General features: G+C 60.3%; 11 protein-coding genes and 3 pseudogenes. 11 read left to right on the top strand and 3 right to left on the bottom strand.

Features of this window, described 5'->3' with window-relative positions:
• Positions 1 to 80 precede the first annotated feature (80 nt).
• The 7 genes and pseudogenes from JCM12178_RS07080 to JCM12178_RS07050 all read left to right on the top strand — a co-directional run bounded on the left by JCM12178_RS07080 (position 81) and on the right by JCM12178_RS07050 (position 9,061).
• Positions 81 to 1,508, top strand: coding sequence for an amino acid permease (locus JCM12178_RS07080; protein WP_054650022.1), 1,428 nt, complete (start codon positions 81 to 83; stop codon positions 1,506 to 1,508).
• A 25-nt stretch (positions 1,509 to 1,533) separates the two neighbouring features.
• Positions 1,534 to 2,934 (top strand): glutamate decarboxylase, encoded by a 1,401-nt coding sequence (gad, locus tag JCM12178_RS07075; protein ID WP_054650020.1) that lies wholly within the window; start codon positions 1,534 to 1,536, stop codon positions 2,932 to 2,934.
• A 277-nt stretch (positions 2,935 to 3,211) separates the two neighbouring features.
• Positions 3,212 to 3,949, top strand: a complete 738-nt coding sequence (locus JCM12178_RS07070; protein ID WP_054650018.1) for a substrate-binding periplasmic protein — start codon at positions 3,212 to 3,214, stop codon at positions 3,947 to 3,949.
• A 79-nt stretch (positions 3,950 to 4,028) separates the two neighbouring features.
• Positions 4,029 to 5,396 carry an L-serine ammonia-lyase gene (locus JCM12178_RS07065; protein ID WP_054650016.1) on the top strand — a complete coding sequence of 456 codons (1,368 nt, stop codon included), beginning with the start codon at positions 4,029 to 4,031 and terminating at the stop codon, positions 5,394 to 5,396.
• A gap of 191 nt (positions 5,397 to 5,587) precedes the next feature.
• Positions 5,588 to 6,316, top strand: a complete 729-nt coding sequence (locus JCM12178_RS07060; RefSeq protein WP_054650014.1) for an amino acid ABC transporter ATP-binding protein — start codon at positions 5,588 to 5,590, stop codon at positions 6,314 to 6,316.
• A 69-nt stretch (positions 6,317 to 6,385) separates the two neighbouring features.
• Positions 6,386 to 7,213 carry an ABC transporter substrate-binding protein gene (locus JCM12178_RS07055; protein WP_054650012.1) on the top strand — a complete coding sequence of 276 codons (828 nt, stop codon included), beginning with the start codon at positions 6,386 to 6,388 and terminating at the stop codon, positions 7,211 to 7,213.
• 70 nt (positions 7,214 to 7,283) lie between these two features.
• A pseudogene (locus JCM12178_RS07050) lies at positions 7,284 to 9,061 on the top strand (amino acid ABC transporter permease).
• 82 nt (positions 9,062 to 9,143) lie between these two features.
• Here JCM12178_RS07050 and folE2 read toward each other — a convergent pair.
• The 3 genes from folE2 to JCM12178_RS07035 form a co-directional block, all read right to left on the bottom strand.
• Complete coding sequence (gene folE2 / locus JCM12178_RS07045; protein ID WP_157054815.1) at positions 9,144 to 9,908, bottom strand: GTP cyclohydrolase FolE2; 765 nt, start codon at positions 9,906 to 9,908, stop codon at positions 9,144 to 9,146.
• Between the two features lie 11 nt (positions 9,909 to 9,919).
• Positions 9,920 to 10,339, bottom strand: a complete 420-nt coding sequence (nikR, locus tag JCM12178_RS07040) for a nickel-responsive transcriptional regulator NikR (protein ID WP_054650008.1) — start codon at positions 10,337 to 10,339, stop codon at positions 9,920 to 9,922.
• A gap of 91 nt (positions 10,340 to 10,430) precedes the next feature.
• Entirely contained in the window at positions 10,431 to 11,105 is a 675-nt protein-coding gene (locus JCM12178_RS07035) for a class I SAM-dependent methyltransferase (RefSeq protein ID WP_054650006.1), read from the bottom strand.
• A gap of 298 nt (positions 11,106 to 11,403) precedes the next feature.
• On the opposite strand from JCM12178_RS07035, the pseudogene gcvH reads away from it, so the two are divergent.
• The 4 genes and pseudogenes from gcvH (at position 11,404) to lpdA (ending at position 15,990) form a co-directional block, all read left to right on the top strand.
• A pseudogene (gene gcvH / locus JCM12178_RS07030) lies at positions 11,404 to 11,783 on the top strand (glycine cleavage system protein GcvH).
• Between the two features lie 62 nt (positions 11,784 to 11,845).
• Positions 11,846 to 13,179: pseudogene (gene gcvPA, locus JCM12178_RS07025) on the top strand (aminomethyl-transferring glycine dehydrogenase subunit GcvPA).
• Positions 13,179 to 14,630, top strand: coding sequence for an aminomethyl-transferring glycine dehydrogenase subunit GcvPB (gene gcvPB, locus JCM12178_RS07020; protein ID WP_054650004.1), 1,452 nt, complete (start codon positions 13,179 to 13,181; stop codon positions 14,628 to 14,630). Before gcvPA ends, gcvPB begins: the two are co-directional and overlap by 1 nt.
• 1 nt (position 14,631) lies before the next feature.
• Positions 14,632 to 15,990 carry a dihydrolipoyl dehydrogenase gene (gene lpdA, locus JCM12178_RS07015; RefSeq protein ID WP_054650002.1) on the top strand — a complete coding sequence of 453 codons (1,359 nt, stop codon included), beginning with the start codon at positions 14,632 to 14,634 and terminating at the stop codon, positions 15,988 to 15,990.
• Positions 15,991 to 16,125 lie beyond the last annotated feature (135 nt).

Genomic DNA, 16,125 nt, shown 5'->3' with positions numbered 1-16,125 from the left:
CGGAATCGATTTTCTGATACGCAAGTAGTGCTATCCAATTCATATTTAATGAAACACGAGCAGCAAAACCGGGAGTCAGCATGAGCAAAAGCGGCAAAAAGAGCATGAGCGTCTTCACCCTTTCCATGATGACCGTGGCGGCGGTGGTCAGCCTTCGCGGCCTGCCGATGATGGCCAAGGAAGGGCTCTCCATGATCTTCTACATCCTGTTCGCGTCGGTCATGTTCCTCATCCCGGCATCGCTGGTGGCCGCAGAGCTTGGCGGCGCGTTCGGCAAACAGGGCGGCGGCGTATACACATGGATCAAGGCCGCGTTCGGCTCGCGCTGGGGGTTCACGGCCATCTGGCTGCAGTGGATACAGAACGTGGTCTGGTACCCCACCGTGCTCGCCTTTGCCGCAAGCGCGCTGGCTTACCTGTTCATGGACCCGGAGCTGGCAAACAGCGGCGTGTATACGGGCATCGTCATCCTTGCCTGCTACTGGAGCGCAACCCTGCTCACCCTCGCCGGAAGCGACGTGGCAAGCCGCGTCACCAAATACGGCGTGCTGCTCGGAACGGTCCTGCCCGGCATCCTCATCATCCTGCTCGGGCTGCTTTGGGTGGATCAGGGCAACCCGGTCATGTTCCTCGACGCCGGGACCGGATCCCACGCACGACTCTTCCCGCATCTGACCGGCCTCGGCAGTGTGGCGTTTCTGGCGGGCATCATCCTGCTCTTTGCGGGCGTGGAGGTGCACGCGGTCCACGCCAACGAGCTCGAGAACCCCAGCACGCAGTTCCCGCGCAGCATGTTTCTGGCCGCGGCAATAATCTTCACGCTGTTCACGCTCGGCTCCATGGCCGTGGCCGCAGTCATCCCGGCCAAGGAGATCAGCCTCACCGCCGGGCTCATGCAGGCGTTCCAGCAACTGCTGAACAAGTTCCACATTGGATTCCTCACCCCGATCATCGGTCTGCTGGTGGCCTTCGGTGCCATCGGCGGGGTCATGAGCTGGGTCGGCGGCCCGAGCCGGGGACTGCTCGAAACCGCCAAGCAGGGCGAGATTCCCCCGTTCATGGCCAAGGTGAACAAGAACGGCGTGCAGGTGACCATCCTGATGATACAGGCGGTCATCGTCAGCCTGCTCGCTATGCTCTATTTCATCATGAAGAACGTCTCGGTCGCGTTCTTTGTGCTCTCCGCCATGACCGTGACCCTGTATCTGGTCATGTACATCCTGATGTACGCCGCAGCCATCAAGCTCCGCATTGAACGACCGGACCTGCCGCGCACCTACAAGGTTCCCGGCGGCGTGGGCGGGCTCTGCGCCGTGGCGGGCATCGGTCTGCTGGGCGTCTGCTTTTCCCTGCTGGTGGGATTCTTCCCCCCAAGCAACCTGCCCGTGGGCAACCCGGCGCTGTACGTCGGTCTCGTGGCGGCCGGGCTGGTCGTGTTCGTGGGCCTGCCCATGATCATCCACGCCTGCAAGAAGCCCGAGTGGAAGCAGTCCGAAACCGATCAATAACCAACCACTGAACGACGAGGTAGCCATGGCATTACACGACAAAAACAGCGTTCGCTCCAACCTTCTCGACGACGTCTACGCGTCCACAGACATCGACGTTTCCATGCCCAAGTACCGCTTCCCGGACAAGGAGCACCACCCCCGGCACGTCTATCAGGTGGTTCATGACGAGCTGATGCTGGACGGCAACTCGCGCCAGAACCTCGCCACCTTCTGCCAGACGTGGGTGGAACCGGAGATTCACCGGCTCATGGACGAGTGCGTGGACAAGAACATGATCGACAAGGACGAGTATCCGCAGACCGCAGAACTGGAAGCGCGCTGCGTGCACATGCTGGCCAGCCTCTGGAACTCGCCGGACGCTGCCAACACCATGGGCTGCTCCACCACCGGCTCCAGCGAGGCCGCGATGCTCGGCGGCATGGCCATGAAGTGGCGCTGGCGCGACAGGATGCGCCAAGCCGGGAAACCCACGGACAAACCGAACCTCATCTGCGGCCCGGTACAGGTCTGCTGGCACAAGTTCGCCCGCTACTGGGACATCGAACTGCGCGAGATTCCCATGGAAAAGAACCGGCTCATCATGAGTCCCGAAGAAGTCATCAAACGCTGCGACGAGAACACCATCGGCGTGGTCCCGACCCTCGGCGTAACCTTCACCTGCCAGTACGAACCAGTGGAAGCGGTCTGCCGCGCGCTGGACAAGCTTCAGGAAGACACGGGCCTCGACATCCCGGTGCACGTTGACGGCGCAAGCGGCGCGTTCCTCGCCCCGTTCTGCGACCCGGACCTCGTGTGGGATTTCCGCCTTGAGCGCGTCAAGTCCATCAACGCCTCGGGCCACAAGTTCGGCCTCTCCCCCCTCGGCGTGGGCTGGGTAGTCTGGCGCGACGCAAAAGACCTTCCCGAAGACCTTGTCTTCCAAGTCAATTACCTCGGCGGCAACATGCCGACCTTTGCCCTGAACTTCTCCCGGCCGGGCGGCCAGATCGTGGCGCAGTACTACAACTTCCTCCGGCTCGGGCGCGAAGGCTACCGCAAGATTCACGAAGCCTGCTACAAAACGGCTGCCTACCTCGCCGACGAAGTGGACAAGCTCGGCATCTTCCAGATCATCTATGACGGACGCGGCGGCATCCCGGCCCTGAGCTGGGCGCTGAAGGACGGCGAAGACCCCGGATTCACGCTCTACGACCTTTCCGAAAAGCTGCGCGCCCGCGGCTGGCAGGTTCCGGCCTACTCCATGCCCCCCAACCGCGAGGATTTCGTGATCATGAGAGCGCTTGTCCGTCACGGTTTCAGCCGCGACCTCGCCGACCTTTTCATGAATGATTTGCGCCGCAGTGTCGAAAATCTTAAACAAAACCCCATTTCGCATTCGCATCCCGAAAACGACACGGGCGGTTTCGATCACGGTGGTCGTTAACACCGAGAACAGCACCCCTCTGCTTCGACGTGAGGGGTGCTACATCCCCATAAATGACACATAAAAACAGGTAGATACAGAATGACACAAACTATGAGCAATGCGCCACAGCTGCATCATGCGGGAAGTACAACCTTTTCCACACCCTGTTCAAAGCAACTCGAAAGGAGGCACATCTGCCCATACGTGAGCAATATTGAAGGTTGCGCGAATTCATATTCGGATTAAAGAAACAGTTATCATGTTGATACATGGGACCATACCACGAGCTCTTGCATTGAGCGTCACCATCTTTCTGATGATGACCTGTCAGGCGCTTGGCGCTGACGCCACCCCCAAAAAGGTCGTGGTCATTGGTCCCTCGTGGGAAAACTTCACCAACAAAGACGGGACCGGTCTCTACCATGAACTGCTCCGCGCCGCCTACGCGCCTCTCGGCATCGAGGTGAAACGGATTTATGCGCCGTCAGAACGCGCGTATGAGATGGTTCGGCGGGGCCGGGCCGACTTCATGACCTGCAACGACCTCCCGGTTCCCCAACTCGTCCCCGCCTCCCGTCCCATGTACGAAAACGACTTTCACGCCTTCTTCAGGAAATCCAATGTCCCGGACTGGAAGGGAGCAAAAAGCCTCGTGGGGCGCGAGGTCGTTTGGCGAAAGGGCTACTACACACCCGAAAACTTCCCGGACGGCATCCGACACCGCGAACTGGTATCCGGGGCCTCCTGTCTCGGTGTTGTCATCCTTGGCCGGGCCGATTTTTATATAGATGACATCGCGCTCATTCGCATGTCCCTCAAAGAAAACAAAATGCCCTTCAACATGGATGATTTCGCCATCCGGCCAGTCGGCAAACGAGCGTATTACCCCATGTTTGCCAAGACCCGGTTGGGTGAAAAGGCCATGAAAATATATAACGATGCCATGGACGTCCTCTACAGAAGCGGAGAGATGAAAAAGATCTTCGACAAGTGGAACTTCGAAGTTCCGACCTTCTACACCCACCAACTGTAACACCTGATCCGGAAACAGTTGCCCGGACTGCCCTTCCTGAGGCATACTCCCGAAATCAAAAACCATCGGGAGGCGCTTCATGGACACCATCACCACATCCATATTCGAACTGTTCAAGGTCGGCCCCGGTCCGTCCAGTTCCCACACCATCGGCCCCATGAAGGCCGGTTCCGACTTCATGGCCCTGAGCAGGGCGCTGCCGGTGGACACAAAGGAACTCGTCGAGAAACTGGAAATCCGTCTCTTCGGCTCCCTCAGCGCCACCGGCGCGGGGCACGGCACCCGCAAGGCCGTCATATCCGGCCTGTTGGGACACAGCCCCGAACACTGCCCGCCCGAAGTGCTGGACAACCTTGACCGCACCCCCGACGAAACGCACGAGCTTGACCTTGTGGGCACCTTCGTCACCTTCCACGCCAACAACATCATCATGGACGCCGTGGAGCACGACTACCCCCACAGCAACACCATGGTCTTCCGACTCCTTGACAAAAACGAAAACACCCTTCTGGAGCGCGAATACTACTCCATCGGCGGCGGTTTCCTGCGCTGGAAGGGATATGTGGAGCCGGAGCGCGGCCGCCCGAAGTATCCGTACAACAACATGGCCGCCCTCAAGAAACACCTGACAGACAACGACATCAGGCTTCATGAACTGATCCTTGAAAACGAAAAAGCCATCACCGGCAGAACCGAACAGGAGATCAACGACGCCCTCGACAATCTCATCGAGGTCATGGAGCACGCCGTTGAAAAAGGCATCACCACCACGGGCAAGCTCCCCGGCCCGATAGGGCTGCACCGCAAGGCGCCGACCATGTACGGCCATGCCCGAAACGAACACTTTCAGGGGTCCGGATTCATCAAGGCCCTGAACGCATACGCGCTGGCCGCATCCGAGGAAAACGCCGCCGGACACTGCATCGTGACAGCGCCGACCGCCGGGGCAGCGGGCGTCATTCCCGCCATACTCTTTGTCTTGAAACGACACATGGGCGCGCTGACAGAGGAGATCCGCGAGGGCCTGCTCGCAGCATCGGCCATAGGGTTTCTCGTGAAGCATAACGCGAGCATCTCGGGCGCGGAGGTAGGCTGCCAGGGCGAGGTGGGCACCGCGTCGGCCATGGCCGCGGCAATGCTCGCCTATGCACGCGGCTACCGCTTCCAGATCACGGAGAACTCCGCCGAAATCGCACTGGAGCACCATCTCGGCCTGACCTGCGACCCCGTGGGCGGCTTCGTGCAGATACCATGCATCGAAAGAAACGCCATGGGCGCGGTCAAGGCATACAACGCCTACCTGATAGCCACCACGGTGGAGGCCGCCTACCACATGGTCGATCTGGACAAGGTGGTGCAGGCCATGAAGGAAACCGGCCACGACATGTCCCAAAAATACAAGGAGACGTCAGAGGGCGGTTTGGCCCTGTCCATGACTGAATGTTAGTTTACGTTTTTCGCAACAATCATCGTGGAAATTAATGTAAATCGCAAGAAATCATAGCCTCGCCTTTTCGTTTGCTCGGCAATGCAATCGCATAGCTGCCTGACAACATTAAAAAAAAAATTTGCCCAGCAGCTGTTTTTCTGCTAGTGGCTGCTTTGTCTTTTTCGAATGGAACGAAACGAGGAAAAAACGTGATTTCTTTCAAAAACGTCAATAAATGGTTCGGAGACCTGCACGTTCTCCAAAACATCAACCTGGAAATTGAGAAAGGCGAAGTCGTGGTCATCTGCGGGCCCAGCGGCTCCGGAAAAAGCACGCTTATTCGCTGTATCAACCGCCTCGAGCCCATCCAGAAGGGCGACATCGTCGTGGACGGCATGAACGTCAACGACCCGCGCACCAACATGACCACCCTGCGCGCCGAAGTGGGCTTCGTCTTCCAGTCGTTCAACCTCTATCCGCACATGAGCGTTATCGAGAACGTCATCCTCGCGCCCATGCTCGTTCGCGGCATGCCTCGCGGTCAGGCCACCGAGATCGGCATGCACCTTCTCAAAAAAGTAAACATTCCAGACAAGGCCGGAGCATACCCCACGCAGCTTTCCGGCGGTCAGCAGCAGCGCGTGGCCATCGCCCGCGGGCTGGCAATGCAGCCGAAAATCATGCTGTTCGACGAGCCGACCTCCGCCCTTGACCCGGAAATGATCAACGAGGTTCTCGACGTCATGAAGTCGCTCGCCCGCGAGGGCATGACCATGGTCTGCGTCACCCACGAGATGGGCTTTGCCCGCGAGGTCGCCGACAGGGTCATCTTCATGGATGAGGGTGCGATGGTGGAACAGAACACCCCCGAGGAGTTCTTCCACAACCCGCAGAGCGACCGTACAAAGGACTTCCTGAGCAAGATACTCAGCCACTAGCGAATAACGATCTTTCGGGCCGGATGTCCGGGGGGTCTTTTTCGGTTTTAACCACAACAAGGAGAGGTTATGCGTATTCTCAAAATCATGGCGCTTTCCGCCGCCATGCTGATGATCGCGGCCAGCATGGTCTTCGCCGGTCCCACCTTCGACCGTGTGATGGGCGACAAAGTCGTTCGTGCGGGCATTTCCAACAAGGGCAAGCCCTTCGGCTTCATCAACGACAAGAACGAATGGGTCGGCTTCGACATGGACATGGCCAAGGAAATCGCCAAGCGCCTCGGCGTGAAGCTCGAGCCGGTCGTTGTCAACAACAAGACCCGCATCTCCTTCGTGCAGACCACTCCGCCGAAGGTCGACATGGTTCTTTCCAACATGACCCACAAGCGCGTCCGTGACGAAAAGATCGACTTCTCCATCACCTACTTCTTCGATGGCCAGAAGTTCCTCGCCCCGGTCGGCACCATCAAGGCCCCGAAGGACCTCGCCGGCAAGAAGATCGGCTCCATGCAGGGCACCACTTCCATCATCAACGTGAAGAAGTACCTGAAGTCTCTGGGCGACAACAATCCCCAGGTCATCGGCTACCAGAACGAAGTCGAAATGTTCGAAGCCCTGCGTCAGGGCCGCGTTCAGGCCATCTCCACCGACTCCACCCTGCTCATCGCCCTTGCCGCCAAGACCCCCGGCAAATACGAGCTGGTCGGCGAATTCATCTCCGACGAGCCTTACGGCGTGGGCCTGCCCGAAGACGATTCCAAGTGGCGCGACGCCATCAACTTCGCCATTCAGGACATCTGGAAGGACGGAACCTACAAGACCATCTACATGAAGTGGTTCGGTCCGGATTCCGAGACCCCCTTCCCCCTGACCTCCAAGATCGAAATGTGGCCCTAGGCTGCATCCGAGCCTGTAAAAACCGAGTCCCGGGACGTTTGTCCCGGGGCTCGTCCCTGAAGAAGAGACAATGCTGAATCGACTATTCGAAAAAACCTGGGTCCAGAATGCGACCCTGCTGGCTATTCTCAGCCTTGCCGTCTACTATTTCGGCTTCATCTTCCAGTTCAACTACGAGTTCGACTGGGGGATACTGATCAACGAGACCGAGGAATACGGGCACATGGGCAAGCTCATGCTCAACGGCCTGAGCCTGACCATCTCCATTTCCCTGTACTCGGCGGCCATCGCCATCGGCCTCGGCACGCTGTTCGGCCTTGCACGACTGTCCAAGTTCAAGCCCGTGTACGGCTTTGCCACCGCCTACGTCGAATTTTTCCGCAACACTCCGCTTCTGGTCCAGCTCTTCTTCTGGAACTTCGCGCTGCCCAACGCCTTCCCCGAAGAGATTCGCTTCAAGCTCTTCGCCCTGAATTTCGAGTTCTGGGCAGCAACCATCGGCCTCGGCATCTTCACCTCCGCATTCATGGCCGAAATCATCCGCGCCGGGATGCAGTCCATTCCCAAGGGGCTGCTCGAAGCCGCCTACTCGTCCGGCATGAGCTTCGGCCAGACGCTTCGCAAGATCATCCTGCCGCTGGCCTTCCGCGAGATCATTCCGCCGCTCGGCTCCGAATTTCTGAACAACATGAAGAACTCCTCGCTGGCCATGACCCTCGCGTCGCCGAAGTCTGCTGGTCCATGCAGGAGGTCGAATCCCTGACCTACTCCGGGTTCGAGGCCACCACCGCGGCCACGGCCATCTATCTTACACTTTCGCTCATCATCGCCAGCTTCATGAACCTCGTGAACATGAAGCTCAAGATCATCCCCGCAGGCAAAAAACCGCTGGCCCGCAAAATCGCAGACATGGTCTTCATGCCCTTCGGCTGGGCATGGGAACTCTTCGCACGCCCGCTACGCAGGATGATGCGTCCCCGTCAGGGCGGCAAGCAGCTCACTCCCTTTCAGGAGTTCATGCACCGCTCAAAGTCCACCCTTTGGAAGATCACGGTCAATGGCTCCAAGACGCTTTTTGTCATGGCGCTTCTGTACCTCGGCTATCAGGTCGTCAAGGGCGTGGCCTCCTTCAACTTTCAGGTCATCTGGGACAACCTGCGCGCGCTGCTCATCTGGCGCTTTCCCAACGGCGGCAGCACCGAACCGCTCTGGGGACTCGGCGGTCTGTCCATGTCCATCTTCATGGCCGCGTTCTCCATCAGTGTCAGTTTCTTCATCGGCCTGCTGGTGGGCATGGGCCGCACGGCAAAGAACAACGCCATTCGCATTCCCTGTCTCGTCTACATCGAGCTGATTCGCGGCAACCCGCTCATCATCGTCATCTTCTGGGTCTATTTCTTCCTGCCCATCATCATCAAGACCCAGATCGGCGTGTTCTGGAGCGCCACATGGGCCATGACCGTGTTCTTCGGCGCCTACATCGCCGAGATCGTGCGCGGCGGCATCGAGAACATCCCGCCCGGTCAGGTCGAGGCCGCCAAGTCCACGGGTCTGAGCTACCTGCAGACCATGCGGAAGATCATCCTTCCGCAGGCCCTCAAACAAATGCTCCCGGCCATCGTGGGCATGTTCATCGCCGCGTTCAAGGACACCTCGCTGGCCTACATCATCGGCGTCACCGAGCTCACCACGGCGGCCTACTCCATCAACAACCGCCTGATGCTCTACCCCTTTGAGATCTACACCACCATCGCGGTGCTCTACTTCCTGTGCTGCTACGCCATGAGCCGCTACTCCAAGCATCTGGAAAACAAACTGAGCCCCGAAAAGGTCCGGCTGGAAATGTAGCCGCCACCATTACAGACCCAAAAAAGACCGGGAAGGCATGCCTTCCCGGTCTTTTTTATCTCTCGGTCAAAAAGCCGAACGATCAGTCGCTCTGAATAACCGCGAACGCGGAATGGTTGTGGATGGACTCGAAGCTCTCCACTTCGACCCGGAACCACTCGATCTGCTCGTGCTCGGCCAGCCCTTTGGCACAGTTTCGGACCACATCCTCCACAAAGCACGGGTTGGCGAACGCGGCCTCGGTCACGTACTTCTCATCCTCGCGCTTCAGCAGCGAGTACACCGGCGACGAGGCGGACTTCTCGGCAATGGCGATGATGTCCTCCAGCCAGAGGAACCCGGTGAAGCGACAGCGCACCCGGACGATGGCCCGCTGGCTGTGCGCTCCCTCGCTGGATATCGCCTTGGAGCACGGGCACACGGTCATGACCGGCACGTCCGCGCCGAGGGTGAAGGTCAGCTTGCCGTCCTTGAGCTCGCCGTCCACCTGACAGTCATAGTCCATCATGGCGCTGGCCCCGCTGCTGGGCGACTCCTGCCGCAAGAAGTAGGGGAACCGGAACCGACAGTGGGCGCTCTGGGCTTCAAGGCGCTCGGCAATGTCGGCGAGCAGTCCCTTGAAGGAGTTGTAGTCGAACTCCTCGCACCCTTCGAGGGCCTCGATGAACCGGCTCATGTGCGTCCCCTTGAAGACACCGGGCAGGTCCACGGAAAGGTCGATCTTGGCCACGGTGTGGCGGATGCCCTTCTCCCTGTGGCGCACGATGAGCGGCATGGTCAGGCCCTTGACCCCGACCCGGTCGATGGACATGTCGATGTCCGCCGGGTCACGCTGTACGTCCTGCATGGGAGCACTCATCAGATGAGATCCTTTCCGGTGGTGGTCAGGGCCAGTTCGCCGTGTTTCACCCCCTTGGTGGAGATAAGCTTCTGGCCGAGGTTCTTGATTGTCACGGCGTCGCCCTTGAGCACGATCACCTCAAGGCAGTTGTGATGGTCGAGGTGGATGTGCATGGTGGTCTGGATGACGTCGTGCGCGTCGTGCTGTATTTCGGTCAGCTTCTGGGTCAGACCGCTGCTGTGATGGTCGTAGACGAGGGTCAGCGTTCCGGCCAGCTCGCCTTCAGCGTCCTCCCACTCGCGCTCCACGAGCGCCTTGCGGATCAGGTCGCGGATGGCCTCGGACCGGGTCTGGTAGCTGCGGTCGTCGCAGAGCTTGTCGAACTTGTGCAGCAGGTCTGAGTCAAGTGACACGCCGAATCGGATTGTCTTGCCCATGGTCGGTTCTCTCCTTCTGTTGATTGCCGGACGCCTGCGCCCGGTGCGCCGGATCAACCGACGCGTGATATTCCCTTGTCCACCAGATGCTTCAGCCTTCCGGCAGACGTATTTCCCAAAGGTTCACCGTTGGCTCCTGTCCGCAGAGCGCCACTTTCTCCGTGGTCAGCTTCCGGGGCACAAAGCCTTCCCGCTCAAGATCGTCCCACACGGGGCGGGAGACCGTGCGGACCGGCTCGCCCACCCATATCCTTCCGCCGGGCGCAAGCGCATGACGAAAGAGCGCGGTGAGCGGCTCGAAAAATCGTTTTTCATAGAGTACATCCCCGGCCCAGATGAACTCGAAAGCCCCTTGGGGCAGCGCGGGAAACCGCCAGTCCATGACCGTCCAGAGCGGCTGGGGCACGCCATTGAGTTCGGCGTTGTGACGGGCGTAAGCCAGCGCCTCGGGCACGTAATCAAAAGCCAGTACTCGCGCCCCGAGGTCGGCGGCGATCATGGCGGTCAGGCCGAGCCCGCAGCCCACGTCGAGACACCGCTTCCCGGCCACCATATCACGGTTTCTCACCAGCCATTCGCCGAGAAGCAGACTCGCGGGCCATACCTCGGCCCAGTAGGGAAGCCGTTCATCCTCGTCCAGCGCATCGTTGTCCATGCGGTCCCAGAGGGTCTCAAGATCGGCCTCGCGGTCCAGCAGCCAATGCCTGCCGCCCACGCTTGCCTCAACCCTGTTGGCGCTGTTTATACGAAGTTCACCGTGCGTCATGTCCTTTTTCTATCGCCCCAATGTGCCACTGTCAACACTAAAAGTAACATCATATGATGAAAATTTTCACATAAGACCCACACCGGAGGTGCCCGCAGCCACCAACGCGTATACTGCAAACCCATACGATCCAAAGGCCATGCACGCTTTTGTCATTATGTTGACACAGCGCTGCCGCACTTTTTTTGAAAAATGAAACTTGTCAATATTTTAACAGTTTTCATGAATGGTGGAGAATGCTAGGTAGCAGCAAACTCGGTCAACCATCTTATTCATATCAATAGAAGGAGGAAGCCCCATGATCCCCAAGGAACTCAAGTACGCCAAATCCCACGAGTGGGTTCTCATCGAAGGCGACACCGCCACCGTCGGCATCACCCAGTTCGCTCAGGAGCAGTTGGGCGACCTGACGTTCGTGGAAGTGCCGGAAGTCGGCGACACCTTTGAACAGGGCGACGAGTTCGGCTCTGTGGAGTCCGTGAAGGCCGCAAGCGAAATCTACGCGCCCGTGGCCGGTGAAGTCATCGAAGTGAACGAAGCGCTCGAAGACGCTCCGGAACAGATCAACGAAGACCCTTACGGCAAGGGCTGGATCATCAAGCTGAAGATCAATGGCGAGCCCGAAGGCTCATGGACGCCGACGGCTATCAGGCCCAGCTTGACTCCGAAGATCACTAGAGCTTCTTTTCAGGGCGGTTCCTTGCGGGCCGCCCTTCGACTTTTCACAAGGATTGCCAACCATGCCTTACGTTCCCCATACCCCGGATGAAGTCCGGGAAATGCTCGACACCATCGGCGTGTCCTCCATGGAGGAACTCTTCGCGGAGATTCCCGAGGACCTGCGCCCCAAAAGCTTCGACATCCCCGAAGGCCTGAGCGAGATGGACGTGCTCATGCGTCTGGAAGCCATGGCCGCACGCAACGCCACCGACAAGGTCAGCTTCCTCGGCGCCGGGTTCTACGACCACTACATCCCGGCCACCGTCGACGCCCTGACCATGCGCGGCGAGTTCTACACCGCCTACACGCCCTACCAGCCCGAAGCCAGTCAGGGCACCCTGCAGGCCATCTTCGAATACCAGACCGCGGTCTGTCGCCTGCTCGGCATGGACTGCGCCAACGCCTCGGTCTACGACGGCGGCACCGCCCTCTACGAAGGCCTCATGATGGCGGTCCGCAAGACCAAGCGCCGCAAGGTGGTGGTCAGCGAAGCCCTGAACCCGATCTACCGGGTCATGCTCGACTCCTACACCTCGAACCTGAATCTGGAGTTCGTCACCGTCGCGCACAAGGACGGCATGACCGACATCGAAGGCATCAAGGCAGCCATCGACAAGGACACCGCGGCAGTCATGGTCCAGAACCCGAACTTCTTCGGCTCGGTCAACGACTTCACCGAACTCTTCAAGGCAGCCGCCGAACAGAAGGCAGTCTCCATCATTTCCTCCTATCCGGTGCTTCAGACCCTTCTGAAGACGCCCGGCGACATGGGCGCGGACATCGCCGTGGCCGAAGGCCAGAGCCTCGGCATGCCCCTCTCCTTCGGCGGCCCGTACCTCGGCATCATGACCTGCACCAAGAAGATGGTGCGCCAGATGCCCGGCCGCATCGTCGGCCGCACGCAGGACACCGAAGGCCGCACCGGCTACGTCCTGACCCTTCAGCCCGCGAGCAGCACATCCGCCGCCAGAAGGCCACCTCCAACATCTGCTCCAACCAGTCGCTGTGCGCCCTGCGTGCCCTCGTGCACATGTGCGCCCTCGGCGAGCAGGGCCTGCGCCGCGCCGCGCGCCTGTCCATTGAGCGCGCACACCAGCTGGCAGACCGTCTCACCGCCATTGACGGCGTGGAGATGCTCACCAAGGGTTCCTTCGGCAATGAATTCGCCGTGACCCTGCCCGTCCCGGCCTACGACCTCGTCGGCAAAATGTCCGACAAGGGCTTCATCCCGGGCTTCCCGCTGGGCCGCTACTATGAAGGGCTGGAAAACGGCCTGCTGCTGGCCTGCACCGAAAAGACCACGGAAGAACAGATCGGCGTGTTCGTCGAGATGATGAAGGGGGCGATGAAGTAATGAAGACCATATTCGAAAAATCCGTACCCGGCCGCGAAGGCTGCTGGCCCTGCGACGGCATCGGCGAAGAGGCATACATCCCCCGCGAACTGCTGCGCGAGAACGAAGCCGGTCTGCCCAGCGCGGGCGAGCTGGACGTGGTGCGCCACTTCACCAAGCTCTCCCAGCGCAACTTCGGCGTGGACGGAAACTTCTATCCGCTCGGCTCCTGCACCATGAAGTACAACCCCAAGTTCACCGAGCAGGTTGCCGCGCTGCCGGGCTTCACCCGGCTGCACCCGGTCATGCCCCAGCTTCAGGGCGCGGGCCGCTTCTGCCAGGGCGCGCTCGAGGTCATGTACGAGACCGAGCAACTTCTCTGCGAAGTCACCGGCATGCACTCCTACACCCTGCACCCCATGGCGGGCGCGCACGGCGAGCTGACCGGCGTCATGCTCATGGCCGCCTACCACAAGGACAAGGGCAACAAGAAGACCAAGATCATCGTCCCCGACTCCGCCCACGGCACCAACCCGGCCTCGGCCGCAGTGGCCGGATACGACGTCGTCTCCATCGAGTCCCGCGACGGCATCGTTGACCCGGGAGCCCTGCGCGAAGTCCTCGACGACGAAGTGGCGGGCATGATGATGACCTGCCCCAACACCCTCGGCCTGTTCGAGAAGCACCTGCCTGAAATCGTGGCCATGCTGCGTGAGGTCGACGCCCTGCTCTACTACGACGGCGCAAACCTCAACGCCATCATGGGCCAGATGCGCGTGGGCGACGCAGGCTTCGACATCGTGCACCTCAACCTGCACAAGACCTTCGGCACCCCGCACGGCGGCGGCGGCCCCGGCTCCGGCCCGGTCGGCGTGTCCGAACGCGTCGAGCCATACCTGCCCATCTCCCGCGTGGAAAAGCTCGAAGACGGCCAGTTCGCCCTGAACTACGACTACCCGAAATCCATCGGCTACGTGGCGCCCTTCTACGGCAACTTCGGCGTCTACCTCAAAGCCTACGCCTACATGCTGCGCCTCGGAAAGCAGGGCCTGTCCCGCGCCTCCGAAAACGCGGTGCTGGCCGCCAACTACATGCGCAAGCGCCTCGAAGACCACTTCGAGATCCCCTACAACCGCATCTGCATGCACGAGTTCGTCGCCAGCGCGGTTCGTCAGGCGGAAAAAGGCGTGCGCGCCCTCGATATTGCCAAGGCGCTGCTCGACAAAGGCCACCACGCGCCCACCGTGTACTTCCCGCTGATCGTCAAGGAGTGCATCATGGTCGAGCCCACGGAGACCGAAAGCAAGGCCACGCTGGACCACTTCGTGGATGACCTCATCGCCATCGCCGAAGAGGCCGAGGCAAACCCCGAAGCCGTGCAGCAGTGCCCCGTTACCCTGCCCGTCACCCGTCTCGACGAGACGCAGGCGGCGCGCGCCATGCAACTGACACAGGACCTTGTCGAGGACTAGCATGACCTACGATCTCGTTGTCATCGGCGCAGGCCCGGGCGGCTACGACGCCGCCACAGAGGCTGCCGGATTCGGCATCAAGGTCGCGCTCGTGGAAAAGCGCGACCTCGGCGGAACCTGCCTCAACCGGGGCTGCATCCCAACCAAGGTAATCCTCGGCGCCACTTCGGCCATCGAGGAACTCTCGGCCCAGAAGAAAATGAAAGTTGCGGACGGCAGCATCACCGTGGACTATGCCGCGCTTGCCGCCCGCAAGGAAAAACTCATAGCCGGCACCAGAAAGGCCATGGCCCAGCGCCTCAAGCAGCTCGGCGTGGACCTCTTCACCGGCACCGGAACCGTCCCGGAAAAAGGCAAGGTCGTCGTGGAAACCGAGGAAGGCACCAAGGAGCTCGACTGCGAGAATATTCTCGTGGCCACCGGCTCCAAGCCGACCTTCTTCCCCGGCCTCGAACCGGACAACGACTGCGTTGTCGACTCGGACGGATTCCTCGAAATGACGGCCATGCCCGAAAGCCTCATCGTCGTCGGTGCAGGCTACATCGGCCTCGAAATGGCTCAGGCCGCCCACCGCATGGGCGCGAAAATCACCGTGGTTGACGCCATGGACCGCGTCGCGCCCCTTGAGGACCCGGAAGTCTCCAAGGCCCTGCGCTCCATCTTCAAGCGCTGGAAATGGGACATCCGCCTCGGCGTGCGCGTCCAGTCCGTCAAGACCGAAAACGGCAAGGCCGTGCTCACCCTCGACGGCGGCGACGTCATCGAAGCCGAAAAGGCCCTCGTGGCCGTCGGGCGCGGTCCCGTCTCCGACAAACTCGGCCTCGAAGCCCTCGGCGTCACGCTGGAACGCGGAAACGTCACGGTGAACGACTACCTCGAAGCAGCCCCCGGCATCTACGCAGTGGGCGACGTCAACGGCCGCATCCAGCTTGCGCACGCCGCCAGCCATCAGGCCCACTACGTCGCCAGCCGCGTGGCCGGAAAAATCGACACGCCCTACGCGCCCGGTCCGATCCCAAGCGTCCTCTACGGCTCGCCCGAAACCATGCGCGTCGGCCTCATGCCCGAAGAACTCAAGGCACAAGGCAAAAGCTGCGAAACCTCCAAGTTCGCCTTTGCCGGCAACCCCATCGCCCAGTCCCACGCCGCCACACAAGGCTTCTGCAAAGTGGTCTGGCTTGAGAACAAGGTCGTCGGCGTCACCGCCGTGGGCCACGACGCCTCACGGCTCACCACGCCCGCAACCATGATCGTGCAGGAAGGATGGACTCCCGACGACATCCACAACACCATCTTCCCGCACCCCACCCTCGACGAAGTGCTTCTCAACGCACTCAAGGCGGAACGCTCCGAGGGCTAACCCCTCTGCCGCATAAAAAACACCAAGACCCCGAGGCAAAACCTCGGGGTCTTTTTTTGCCTCCGGCGGCTGAGGGGAAGGGAAGAGGGGAACCCCTTTTTGCAAAAAGCGGTTCCCCTCTTCCCTTCCCCTCAG

It is taken from the genome of Salidesulfovibrio brasiliensis JCM 12178 (genome assembly GCF_001311825.1).
GTDB classification, from domain to species: Bacteria; Desulfobacterota; Desulfovibrionia; order Desulfovibrionales; family Desulfovibrionaceae; genus Pseudodesulfovibrio; species Pseudodesulfovibrio brasiliensis.
The sequence above is the reverse complement of the archived record's forward strand: the minus strand, read 5'-3'. Positions and strand labels throughout refer to the sequence as shown.